9 protein-coding genes are annotated in these 12,766 nt (G+C 62.1%); 2 read left to right on the plus strand and 7 right to left on the minus strand.

The window, feature by feature from the left end:
- Positions 1-276: 276 nt before the first annotated feature.
- From HYG77_RS25465 to HYG77_RS25480, 4 genes are all read right to left on the minus strand, one after another.
- Complete coding sequence (locus HYG77_RS25465) at positions 277-1,053, minus strand: SDR family NAD(P)-dependent oxidoreductase (protein WP_208961013.1); 777 nt, start codon at positions 1,051-1,053, stop codon at positions 277-279.
- 66 nt (positions 1,054-1,119) lie between these two features.
- Positions 1,120-2,103, minus strand: a complete 984-nt coding sequence (locus HYG77_RS25470) for an NADPH:quinone oxidoreductase family protein (protein ID WP_208961014.1) — start codon at positions 2,101-2,103, stop codon at positions 1,120-1,122.
- Complete coding sequence (locus HYG77_RS25475; RefSeq protein ID WP_208961015.1) at positions 2,103-2,633, minus strand: nuclear transport factor 2 family protein; 531 nt, start codon at positions 2,631-2,633, stop codon at positions 2,103-2,105. Before HYG77_RS25475 ends, HYG77_RS25470 begins: the two co-directional genes overlap by 1 nt.
- A 48-nt stretch (positions 2,634-2,681) precedes the next feature.
- The gene (locus tag HYG77_RS25480; protein ID WP_244373139.1) at positions 2,682-4,007 is read right to left on the minus strand and encodes an MFS transporter; all 1,326 of its coding nucleotides are present in this window, start codon (positions 4,005-4,007) and stop codon (positions 2,682-2,684) included.
- A 292-nt stretch (positions 4,008-4,299) separates the two neighbouring features.
- Here HYG77_RS25480 and HYG77_RS25485 point away from each other — a divergent pair, with 292 nt between their 5' ends.
- Complete coding sequence (locus tag HYG77_RS25485; protein WP_244373141.1) at positions 4,300-6,261, plus strand: NAD(P)/FAD-dependent oxidoreductase; 1,962 nt, start codon at positions 4,300-4,302, stop codon at positions 6,259-6,261.
- A gap of 981 nt (positions 6,262-7,242) precedes the next feature.
- Here HYG77_RS25485 and HYG77_RS25490 read toward each other — a convergent pair.
- The 3 genes from HYG77_RS25490 to HYG77_RS25500 are packed head-to-tail and all read right to left on the minus strand — an operon-like array spanning position 7,243 to position 11,797.
- Entirely contained in the window at positions 7,243-10,428 is a 3,186-nt protein-coding gene (locus tag HYG77_RS25490) for a carboxyl transferase domain-containing protein (protein ID WP_208961017.1), read from the minus strand.
- Entirely contained in the window at positions 10,425-10,976 is a 552-nt protein-coding gene (locus tag HYG77_RS25495) for a flavin reductase family protein (protein ID WP_208961018.1), read from the minus strand. The genes HYG77_RS25490 and HYG77_RS25495 overlap by 4 nt, the downstream gene beginning before the upstream one ends.
- A complete protein-coding gene (locus HYG77_RS25500) occupies positions 10,973-11,797 on the minus strand; it encodes a mycofactocin-coupled SDR family oxidoreductase (protein WP_208961019.1) in 825 nt (274 codons plus the stop codon). Before HYG77_RS25500 ends, HYG77_RS25495 begins: the two co-directional genes overlap by 4 nt.
- A 377-nt stretch (positions 11,798-12,174) precedes the next feature.
- Between HYG77_RS25500 and HYG77_RS25505 the strand changes: the two genes are divergently transcribed.
- The gene (locus HYG77_RS25505; RefSeq protein ID WP_208961020.1) at positions 12,175-12,684 is read left to right on the plus strand and encodes a nuclear transport factor 2 family protein; all 510 of its coding nucleotides are present in this window, start codon (positions 12,175-12,177) and stop codon (positions 12,682-12,684) included.
- Positions 12,685-12,766 lie beyond the last annotated feature (82 nt).

Here is a 12,766-nt window from a genome sequence, read left to right on the forward strand (position 1 = left end):
CGCTTTGACGTCTCGAAGACGATCTAAGCCGTGTCCGGCGTATCCGTCAATCCTTCGCGTTAGCTTGCCGGAGAATACCTCTGGATGAGTGGGCAAGCGACAGCGCCCGGCGGATCTTGCGGCGCCGAATTAAAGTGCGGCGGTGCGAATTGGCTCAGGCAGCGCCAAGAGCGGCAGCTGGTGGCAAGCTCGGCCGGAGGACCGCTCTTGAGTGGGATGGACCACGAAATCTTCCATCCTACAGGGAGATTGCCTCAACACGACCGCACCATTCAGTCAGCGAACGGAAGCGAATCCGCCGTCCACGGGTAGAAGCTGGCCTGTGATGAAGTGCGAGGCGTCGCTTGCCAGGAAAACCAATACCGGTGCAAGGTCTCTCTCTGCGTTGCCGAAGGTTCCTCCGAGAGGAATATCTTTGCGTAGCTGTTCTTGGTAAGCCGCGAGCTCATCCGCTCCCAGAGAGCTGGTGTACTTATCGAACATTGGCGTATTTACATAGGGTAGAACGGCATTGACGCGAATTCCCGACGGCCCCCATTCTCGTGCAACAGTCCGGGTCCACGTGTGTACGGCACCTTTCGACGAGCCGTACGTCGAATTGGAGAGTTCGCCGGTGAAACCGGACATGGATCCGAAGTTGATGATGGCGCCGGTGCCTGCATCCTTCATGATCCGGAAGGCTGATTGGTTCGTATGGATTGTGCCGAGCACGTTGACTCGGTAGATACTGTCGAAAAGCTCGTCGGTGATGTCCTCGGCCATGGCGGATCTCTGGAGACCTGCGATGTTTACGAGGACGTCGACACCTCCTAGATCTTGCGCGGCGCTGCGGAAGAGTGAGTCTGTTGCAGGTCCGTCCGTGATGTCCAACTTATTGAAGGTGGCGGATCCAGGGCCGGTCTCGGTGGCTTCTCTCGCGGTTGTGGATCCGTCCTCTTCGTTCAGGTCGAAGGAGTAGACTTGGGCTCCTTCGGATACGTAGGACTTGACTATTGCAGCACCGATGCCTTGGGCACCGCCGGTCACCAGAATTCGCTTACCTTCGAGTAGCATCCGTTGCTTCCTTCGACTATGTGTGGTGTGAGCCTGAACATCGCTCATCTGGACGTGCGGGTGTGGTTAGGGAACGGTGAGGACGAGTTTGCCGATCGTCTTTCGGGTAGTGACAGCCTTCAGCGCTTCGGCGACAGCCTTCATCGGGTAGGTGTTAGAAACCAGCGGCTGCAGTTTTCCTGCGGCGAAGAGCGTCGCGAGTTCTTTCGAGTTGCGGGCCTTTTCGGCGGGATTCGATTGCACGAATGTGTTCCAGTAGACACCGACTACCGAGTAGCCCTTCAGCAGTAGGAGGTTGACCGCGACACTCGGGATCGATCCACTGGCAAATCCCACAACCAGCAGCCGTCCCCCTTGCGCCATCTCACGAGAAGCTGCGTGAAAGGCGTCCCCGCCGACGGCGTCGATGCAGACATCGACGCCTTTCCCTCGTGTCGCGTTACGGATTGCGCCTCGTAGCTCGTGTTGGCGGTAGTTGATCAGTTCGTCGGCGCCGTGTGCTTTCGCCATTGCGAGCTTTTCTGGGCTGCCGGCTGCCGCTATGACGCGAGCTCCGAGTGCCTTGCCGATCTCGATTGCCGCGAGGCCGATCCCGCCTGCGGCACCGAGTACGAGCAGGGTTTCGCCTGCACCTAACCGGCCTCTCTGAACGAGAGCGTGGAAGCTTGTTCCGTAGCAGGAGTAGAACGCTGTTGCGGTTGTGTAGTCCATTCCGTCGGGGATCAACTCTGCGGTGTGTTGGTCGGTGACGGCCTCCTCGGCGAATCCGCCGTAGCCCCCGCCGATCAAGGCCATTACTTTCTGTCCGACCGTGTATTCGGTGACGCTTGAGCCGACTTCGGTGATGACTCCGGCGACCTCGAAGCCGGGGGTGAAGGGAAGTTCCGGCTGTACCTGGTATTTGCCCTCGATGATCAAGGTGTCGGGGAAGTTGACGCTTGCAGCGCGGACGGAGATGCGTACGTCCGTGTTCCCGAGGGTGGGTCTGGGCACGTCTTCGATTCTGAGGTTTTCTGGAGAGCCGTGTGTTTCGCAGAGTACCGCTCGCATTATCGGCTCGATTCTCTCGAGCCGAGGAAGCTGTAGAGGGGGTCGTTGCTGCGGGCTCCCTGTTTGAATCCATCGAGTGACATGGGCGGGTTGGAGGTGGATCGCCACTGTTCACACTTGTGCCAGTCCAGCACTACCGTCCTCTCGGCAATTCGCCACACGCCGTGTCTGCGGGTGAACACGTCCAGGTAACGTGCGCCCATCAGGTCGACGATCGGTGGGCCGTCCCCTCTCCGGATCAATGTGACCATAACCTGGCTCTCTGCATGCGCAGTCTCGTGGTCGAGTATGTCGATGAGTGTGTTGGTGACGGAGTGGGTCGTGGCCGAGTTCGCCTCGGTCAGTCGTCCGGCCACGAAGGCGGCGAACTCCCGACCGTTTCCTTTCCAGTAGCCGTGATCGTCGTAGGAGTCCGGGTGATACACGGACTCGAGGAGCTCGACGTCACACCGGTCGACTCCGCGGCAGTACCGGTGGATAACCTCTGCTATGGCCTGCTTGTCCAGCAGGTTCTTCAGTTCCTCGTTCATGTCCGACCTGTCTGCACTCGTGGGGCGGGTTGGATCGACGAAACGGCGTCACAGTTCGAGTTCTTCGCGGTGTTGGTTGCGTTGCGATCCCCGAATTGTCAGCAAGGCCACGACACTGATGATCGCGCAACCGAGGGTGTAGTAGGCGGCGGAGAGGGGGTCGCCGGTCGCCGAGGCCAACCATGTGATGATGTACGGTGCGGTGCCGCCGAAGATCGCCACGGACAGTGCGTAAGTCACCGAGACACCGGTTGCACGATTGCGGGTGCGGAAACGCTCGGACAGGAACGCCGGCATGGGTCCTCCCACGACGCCGATCAGGATTCCTGCGATGATGAGCGCCACCAGGCCTCCACCGAATCCCCACTTCAGCATGGAGTACAGCGGGTAGGACAGCACCACCACGGCGACGGATCCGAAAAGTAGGACCGGTCGCCGACCGATTCGGTCGGACAAGGCACCGAACAGGGGCATCGTCAGTCCGGCAATCAGTCCAGTCACGAGCGCCAAAAAGTAGGAGCGCTCGAACGACATGTTGTAGCTCGTGGACAGGAAGGTGGGCATGCCGACCATGAATGTGTTTCCGACTGCGTTGTAGACCACCACTACGCCGAGGGTGGTCAGCAGGTAAGTCAGTGGACGGCGTGCTGTTTCTGCCGGGGAGGGGAGGTCGCCGGCTTCGGTTTCCACCTTGACCTGTTTGAAGTGCGGTGTCTCATCGACCTTCAATCTCAGGTACAACACGACGATACCCATGGGAGCGGCCAGCAGAAATCCGATACGCCACCCCCACGAAGCCATCGCGTCGTCCGAGAGGAGGACTGCCAACAGCGTGGCAACTCCGCCACCGAGCACGAATCCCAGTGTCGTTCCCACGAAGGACCAGGACCCGTACACGCCGCGCTTGTTCGCAGGTGCGGACTCCACCATCAGAGATACCGCGCCACCCATCTCGCCGCCCGCGGAGATGCCTTGGGCGATTCGGCACAGCGTCAGAAGCAATGGGGCGAGCAGCCCGATCGCTTCGTGCGTCGGCAGGAGACCGATGCAGGTTGTCGCGACGGACATCAGTCCGATGATGAGCGCCAGAACTGGCTTGCGTCCGATTCGGTCGGTCATCCGCCCGAAGATGAGTGCGCCGATGGGGCGAAGGAAGAACGCCAGGGCGAAGAGCAGAAATGTCGAGAGGATGGAGGCGGTCGGATTCTCGGAGGGAAAGAACAGCGGTGCGATGATCGGTGCCATATAGGCGTAGATGGCAAACTCGTACCATTCGACGAGATTTCCGAGAGAACCTGCTACCAGCGCTTTTCGTGACTTGCTGACATCCAGCACCAGTTCGGTACCTGGGGTTGAACTCGTGATGTTCGACATGGGGTTCGTCCGTTTCAGGATGTGCTTCACCCATCCGGCGAGTGGATGAGCAGGGAAGACCGGTTGTTGTGACTCGAGCCACATCAACGTCAACGTGAATGTTGCCCGCGTCGGAGAGGAATGTCAACGCATACGTGGATGGAGCGATAAAAATCAACTTCGACGTTGACAATATTGCGTGCCTGCTGCCACGATGAGGGGGCGGCTCATCAACGCGCGCGTTGAAGGGTGGGAGTGATCTGGGCGAGGAGCGCTGGTCTCCGGTAGCCACGTCGATGCGAGAGGTAATCGAATGAAGACAGTGCAAGGTGAGTCCCCGGCCCCGGATAGTGCAACCGGGGTGGGTTTCAATCCAGACCGATTGACCGAAGCCGAGGTCCGAACGGCAGTCGGGCGCGCAAACGTGCCCTCCCTGTTGATGGTCGTGTTCCAAACCACCGGGGACGAGAAGTGGCTGGAGGCACCCTATCGACCCACCCGAGGAAAGGGACTCGGCGATCACGACTCCGGTGGTCTCGACGAGGCAGTGCAAGACGAGATCCGCGAAGCTGCTGTCTCGGCGATCCTCGATCTACAGAACGGCGTCCGCCCGGCCATCGAGGCACCGTCCCCCGACCTGACCGTACGCATGATGAGCGTGTGCATGGGTGAGCCCGTCGGTGCGGAGTACGGGCCGATGCTCTCGCTCGAGTTGGCACGTCGGGCGGCGCCGGAGTCACCGCATCTTGCCCTCGATCCGATCGAGGCCCCCGAGGGCTTCTCGGTCATCGTCATCGGCACGGGCGTCGCCGGCATCGCCGCCGCTCAGCAGCTCGAAGACATGGGGGTGAACTACGTCATCCTGGAGAAGCAGCCCGAGGCCGGCGGGAACTGGTGGCAGAACACGTATCCCGGTGCCGGTGTCGACACCCCCAGCCATCTGTACTCGTTCTCGTTCGCCAAGAATGACTGGACTACACATTTCGAGCTCCGCAACGAGCTGCAGGGCTACTTCGCTCGGGTCCTGAAGGACCTCGGCGCGGGCGAGCGTGTTCGGTACGGAACCGAGGTGCGATCGGCAACCTATGACGAAAACGCAGCTCAATGGACTGTCGAGGTGCGAAACCCAGACGGTTCTTCCTCGACGTTGCGGTCAGATGTGGTGATCAGCGCCGTGGGCGTGTTGAATCGACCGAAAACCCCCAACGTTCCTGGTATGGACAAGTTCGAGGGGATCAGCTTCCATTCCGCCGACTGGCCGGAGAACCTCGAACTCGACGGCAAGCGCGTCGCTATCGTCGGAACGGGTGCGAGTTCGATGCAGATCGCCCCGGCTATTGCCGATCAGGTAGCGCAGTTGACGATCTTCCAGCGTTCTCCCCAGTGGGTGGCTCCGTTCGAGAAGTTCAGGATGCCTATCCCGATGGAGCTGCGACGGCTCATGCAGACGTGCCCGATCTATCACAGCTGGTACTGGATTCGACTGTTCTGGCAGTTCGGTGACAAGGTCATCGAATCGTTGCGAGTCGATCCGGAATGGGATCACCCCGAGCGTTCGGTGAACGCACGCAACGACGCGCACCGGGAGTACTTCACCCGGTACATCACTGCACAGGTCGGTGACCGGGAAGACCTGCTCGACAAGGTCCTGCCGGACTACCCTCCGTTCGGAAAGCGCATTTTGCTCGACAACGGGTGGTACTCGACGTTGCGCAGGGACAACGTCAACCTGATCGACAGGTCGGTCGCCGGTGTACGGGCAGAGGGATTGGTCGACGATCAGGGTACGCAGACCGACGTCGACGTGATCGTGTGGGCTACCGGATTCGAGGCGGCACGGTTCGTCAGCTCGATGGATGTGCGCGGAATCGGTGGACTGTCGCTCCGCGAGGCCTGGAACGACGACGACCCCAAGGCCTATTTGGGTGTGTCCGTACCCGATTTCCCAAACTTCTTCATGCTGGGCGGGCCGAACTCGTTCCCCGGCAGCGGCAGCTTCATGTTCTTCATGGAGGTGCAGATGCGGTACATCCGAGGCCTTCTCACCGAAATGTTCCGCAACGGAATCAGAGCCCTCGATGCGACACCAGAGGCGAACCGTGAGTACAACGAACTCGTCGACTCGACGCATGCGCGTACGGTCTGGACGCACCGCGGAATGTCGACCTACTACCGAAACTCACACGGGCGGGTGGTATTCGTGATGCCGTTCTTGAACGTGGAGTACTGGCAAATGACGCAACGCCCCGACCTGGAGAACTACACAGCACGGTGATCGTGGCAAGACCGTCACGACCTTGAGTGATTGACCGAACAGTGCCCCGGAGCCGCATACGACTCCCGGGCACTGTTCGCGGATAAGGACCACATACGGTAGCGGCGTTCCTTGACCGGTGGCCGATACCGATTAGATGGTCGTTGATTTGGCAGCTGCCGGTCTGAATTCATTCTCGTAGCGACTCTCCGGTCGATTCGTCCGGTCGTAACCGCAGTCCCTGGAATGTCAGGGCGAGTGGATGCTGGCCGAGCGGACCGGGAGGCGAGCACGGACGGGATGCAACGTTGCTGCCCCGGAGTGAACTGGGACGTCAACGGCGTCTGTGACTAGGTCGAGAACGCCTCGGTGACCACACCGGGTGTTGATCGATGATGACACATCGGATTACCGGAGCCGCTCACCGGCTCGGTCGGGGGCGCCAGCGCGAATGGTCGGGCGGCGCCTGGAAGGTGAAGAACATCAGATGGCGGTGTTCGCGACCTACGTCAGGGCGGGTCCGGCGCGCCGTGACCGATCGGGAGTTCCCGTTCCAGACCGCCTGGCCTCCGCCGCGGGGCAGCTCCTTGCCTGCCGATCGCTGGCGAATCCGACCGGAACGTCGGATATTGCGTTCGGGCCGGACCTTCGCGTATCACGCTCGAACCACCCGCCATTGGCGCCGGGTCATGGTGGCGGTGGCGAGACTTCCAGTAGGCCAAGAAACAAGACCGCCTCGACCAGTATCAGGTGCGCACCTACGCGCCTGCACCACCACGACCGTGTCGAGGCTCGCCCCCGCCCGGGTTGGCGACACGAAACCGAGGCTGTGGAGCGGGTGTCGCGTTCGATGATCAGGTCATGATCGCGTAGACGGTACAGCGATCCGTCGTGCAGCTGAATTTCCGGCATGCCCCCGGCGAGCACGTGTGGTACCGGTCATACTGGCTGAGAGATCGAACCGCGGTCACTTCCGATCAGCGCCGTTGCGGTACTGAGGCGCTACCAGGTGTCGATCCGACGGCGCACGCTGGACGGGCGGTCCGGTCGTGGTGTGCTGATCACCGAGAGGATCCACGATCTCGTCGAGGACGGATCGATGACGTCGTCGATTTCGAAGACCGACGCAGCGTTGATCGCTTTGCCCTGCTTTTCGTACTGCTCGAGGTGAGCTCGATAGGCCTGGTCCCGTTCGGCGTCGTCGACGATGGCATCGAGCTCACGGCGAAAGCCGAGTTTCACTGCGCCTTCCGGGCCCATCGCACCGAGTTCACCGGTCGGCCAGGCCACGATTGCGTCGGGAACACGAAAGCTGCCCCCGGCCATCGCCTGGCCGCCGAGCCCGTATGCCTTACGCACGATCACTGTGCAGAACGGCACCGTGAGCGATGGTGCAATGACGAACAGGCGGCTGACGTGCCGAACGGATGCCGTCCGTTCGGCGTCGGGTCCGACGAGGAATCCTGCTGTGTCGCAGAGCGACACGATCGGTATCGCATAGGCTTCGCAGAGTTGCAAGAAGCGCGCCATCTTGTCTGCCTCGGCGCTTCCGATAGTCCCGCCGGCACGGCTGCCGTCGTTGGCGACGACACCGGTAGGCCGTCCCTCGATCCGAACCAACGCAGTGACGATGCCCGGTGCGAAGTCGCGGCGAAGCTCGAGTACAGAGTCTTCATCTGCGATGGTGTCGACGATGGTGCGTATGTCGAAGGGTCGGCTGCGTCGCTCGGGCACGATGTGCCGCAGCTGCCGCTGATCGGGTTCCCTCCACGTTGTCGTAGACCCGCGGAAATAGCCCAGGTAGCGTCGTGCGACTGCGACTGCTTCGGCCTCGTCCTCGACGAGCACGTCGATGACACCGTTGGGACCCTGAACCGACACAGGCCCGATCTCCTCCGCAGCGAAGGATCCGAGACCACCCCCCTCGATCATCGCCGGACCGCCGAGACCGATAGTCGAGTCTTGGGTGGCGATGACGACATCGCATGCTCCCACCAGGGCAGCGTTGCCTGCGAAGCATCGTCCTGAGGCGATCCCGACTGTCGGCACTACTCCGTTGAGGCGGCCGAGTGCAACGAACGTTCCCAGATCCATCCGTGTTGCGCGGGACATGTCGTCCGTGTCGCCTGGCCTGCCGCCGCCGCCTTCGGCGAACACGACGACGGGGGTCCCTCGCCTGCCGGCAAGGTCGAACATCCGCTCAGCCTTCTTGTGGCTCTGGAGCCCCTGTGTCCCAGCCAGCACGGTGTAGTCGTAGGCCAATGCTGCGGTTTGATAACCGTCGACAGTCCCAAAGCCCGCGACGAGACCGTCCGCCGGTGTGGAGTCTTCGAGTTCGGCGAGGGGCTTGCGACGGCGTTGTGCTGCGACCACGAGAGATCCGTATTCATGGAACGGTTCGGGATCGAACAGGTCCCGCAGGTTCTCCCTCGCGGTGCGCTTGCCGTGCTCGTGCCGACGTTCGACGGCGGCTACGCGGGCCTCGTCGAGCGTTCGTCGGTGTCGAGTCATAATGTCGTCGAGGTCGGATCGTGTGGCTGTGAGGTCGATGCGGTCGATGATTGCCGCTTGCTCGTTTTGATGGCCGTTCGGCTCAATGGCCGCAAGCAGGGTTCGGGCCGATACCGACTGCCCGACCTCCACATGCACGGCGGTGACGGACCCGGAGACTGGCGAGCGTACGTCGGTTTCCATCTTCATCGCTTCGACCGTGACCAGGACGTCGCCGCGGTCGACGGTGGAACCGGATTTCACCGACAGCGCGACGACGGTTCCGGTCACGGGAGTCCGAACGTCGACGGTTTCCTCGTCCGGTGCCGCCTCGCTCGCCGGTGCCGTCTTCGCCAAGTGGTCGTCGATCGTTCGTGTCGTCGTTCGACCGCATCGAAACGCGTCGCTGCCGACGAACCACTGGAGTGTAGCGATGTCGGTATCGAGGTCATCGAGACGAACATCGTCGAGGGACGAATGCAACTCCGTAGCGGCGGTGGCGAAGTCACCGTCATCCTGATGAACTATCACCTTTGCGAGCAATGGATCGTAACCGGTGCCGACCCGCATTCCGGGCTGCATGTGTGATTCGACTCGAAGGTGCGGTCCGGTGGGAAAGCGCACTTCCTTCAGTCGGTCCGAACCGTCCGGTCTGGGTCCTCCGGTGATCCGGGCCTCGATTGCGATGCCACGGGGGTGACCGAGGGCGCCGGGGGAGAGGTTCAGATCGGGGAGAGTCCGGTGGTGCGCAAGGTCGAGCTGCAGACCCACCAGGTCCAGTCCGGTGATTTGTTCGGTGATGCCGTGCTCGACTTGCAACCGGGGATTGGCCTCGATGAAATACCACTGATCGAGGTCATCGGCGTCGACCAGGAACTCGAACGTCGCCAAGCCTCGCAGTGATACTGCGGAGGCGAGTGACACAGCGGCGGTGAACAGAGCCTCGCGCGTGGTGTCGGGTAAGAACTGCGCCGGCGCGATCTCGACCATCTTCTGGTGGCGACGCTGTCCAGTGCAATCCCGGTCGAACAGGTGCATGGGGAAATTGCTACCGTCGCCGGCCACCTGAACTTCGATATGGCGGGCGCGCGGGAGATACGCCTCGACGTAGACATCGGGAATCCCGAAGCTACGTTCGGCTTCGGAACGGCACCTGTCGATGGCTTGATCGAGTTCCCGGAGATCGTCGACTATGCGCATGCCGCGCCCGCCGCCACCAGCGGCGGCCTTGACTATGACCGCGGTCGCGCCCAGGGACTCGGCGAAGTCGCGGGCCGCTGCCTTGGTAGTCGGTCCAGATGTGGCGGGCAGCACGGGGACCGAGCATCGGGTGGCCAGTGCCCGGGTGGTGGACTTGTCCCCGAGAAGGCGCAGGGTCGGACCGTCCGGGCCCACGAAAGTCAGCCCGGCCGCGGCGCATGCTTCGGCCAGCTCGGCACTTTCGCTGAGGAACCCGTAGCCGGGGTGCACGATCGTTGCCCGCGTCGACAACGCCGCGCCGCAGATGTTCGCCACGCCCAGATATGCGGCCGGTCCGACTCCGGGAATCGGAATTGATTCGTCCGCGCGCATCACGTGCGGCGCATCAGGTTCGTCCTCGCTGTACACCGCTACGGTGCGCAGACCTCGTGCGGCCGCAGTTCGCATGATGCGTAGTGCGACCTCGCCGCGATTGGCGACGAGCAACCCCCCCGTCATGTGGAGGTTTCGGTGGCGGCGAAGCCGCCGTAACCGCCTTGGAAGAAAATCAAGGGAGACTCGGGTGTATCGAGTTCGAGATGATGGACCCGTCCCACGACGATGTAGTGGTCGCCGGCGTGGTGCACGGCGTCGATCTCGCAGTCGATCCACGCCAGGGAACCCAGAATACGAGGCATTCCCGACGGGGTGGGTATCCAGTCGACATCTGCGAACTTGTCTTCGCCTTTGCGGGACAAACTTCGGCACACGTGCCGTTGATCGTTTCCGAGGACGTTCGCGCAGAATCTCTGCGCCGCAAGGATCTTGGGGAAGGTTGTCGACGACTTGTCGGGCAGGAAGGCGACGAGGGGTGGTTCCAGCGAGACGGAGGTAAATGATCCTACGGCCATGCCGACCGGCTGACCGTCGGCGGCGATTGCTGTTACCGCTACCACTCCCGTGGGGAAATGACCCAAGATGTTGCGGAACAGTCCTGGGTCGATCACGCGATCGTCGTCGACTACCAACGATCCCTCGGCCACTCCCGGGGTCTGGGTGCCGATCATTTGATCGTCAACCCTGCGTCGACGGGCAGCATCACACCGGTGACGTATCTGGATTGATCGGATACCAGCCAGGCGACGGCATTGCTGATCTCTTCGGGTTCGAGGATCTCGATCGGCAGCAAGTTGCTGATCGAGTTACCCATGTTGGCCGGATCTGCCAATGCCTCTGCCAACGCGGTGTTTCCCACCACCATCGGTGTGTTCACCCCGGTCGGGTGTACCGAGTTGACTCGAATGTTGTGCTCGGCCAGCAGCACGGCGTACTGCCGCATCAGGCCCACCACCCCGTGCTTGCTTGCGGTGTAACCGATGCCTGCGCCCGAGCTTCCCCCGACAGCCTTGATTCCGGCGGTCGAACTCGTCATCACGATCGACCCACCACGCCCTTGCGCAATCATGCGTTCCCGCGCGACCTCGACGGTATTGAACACTCCGACCAGATTGACGCCGATCACGTCGGCGAAGACTGCATCGCGATCCGGTTCGTGCGACTGCTGCGGGGCGATGCCTGCGTTGGCCACCACGATGTCGACTCCGCCGAGCTCCGTGGCACCTTCATCGAGTGCGGCCGCCAATGCCTTCTTGTCGCGTACGTCAGCTGTTCGGGCAACGATGCGGCGATCAAGTTTTTCCACGAGCGCGACCGTCTCGGCAAGATCGTCCTCCGTTGCCAGTGAATACGGCACCGAGTCGATCGAGCGGCAGATATCGACGGCAATGATGTCAGCGCCCTCCTCGGCGAGCCGTACCGCGTGGCTGCGGCCCTGCCCACGGGCCGCGCCGGTGATGAATGCAACCTTGCCTTCTAGCGTGCCGCTCATACGGAATCTCCCTTTCGAAATGGACCCGGTCCGGGCAGTGACGAGACATGGCACCCAGCCCGAAATTCAATGCGTCTCACGACTCCGCCCGCGACGGATAGCCGTCGACGAGTGCCACAGCTCGCTATGGCGGCTACCACACCCGACTGTGACGCGCATCGCTCTCTCGAAGCCTGCCTTCACACGGCAATTCTGTCAACTGCGTCGTTGATCTGATCCACAACCACGTAGATTGCAACACTGTGTGCACGGACATTGGAGGTTGACATCTGTGGCACGGCGCATAATGATCGGACCAGCGATCTACACCGACGTTGATCGCGGCGCGTGCGGGCGACAACGGATGCGCACGACCAGCTCGTCCCGAAGGAGTGCAGATGACCGACATCGAGACCAGGGTGCGACGGCTCGAAGATCGCGCCGAGCTTCAGGACCTCGCGGTTCGATACTTTTTGGCGTCCGACTTCGACGACTTCGACGCCATCGCCGACGCCTTCGCGCCCGAGGGGACCTTTTCTGCGGGAGGTTTCCCCGGTGCGACCGGCGGAAGCGGGATCGCCGACATGATTCGGCAAGCGCGAACGGCGTTCGGCACCACGATCCACACGCCTCACTACGTACTGGTCGACTTCATCGACGACAATCACGCAACGGGCCTCGTCGGTGCGCACCTCGAAATCGCGACGGGCGGCACGACCGTGTTCGGTGCCGTGCGCTACGAAGACGAGTACGTCCGAGTGGATGGCCGCTGGCGATTCGCTTCCCGCAACATGCGCACCGTCCATGTAGGCCCCTGGGACGACGTCGCATCGTCGTTGACCACGGAGCTGCCGGTCCGTTGGCCAGGCGCCGACCCCGCACCCTCCGACTATCCCGTCACCGCCTGACCTCGCGGCGCGTTCCGCACCCGAGACGCAGTCGACTGTGGGAGCTACCCGTCATCGTCCGGCGGCTCCGCGAGTCTACGGA

It is taken from the genome of Rhodococcus sp. ZPP (assembly GCF_017656075.1).
In the GTDB taxonomy this organism is placed as follows: domain Bacteria; phylum Actinomycetota; class Actinomycetes; order Mycobacteriales; family Mycobacteriaceae; genus Rhodococcus_F; species Rhodococcus_F oxybenzonivorans.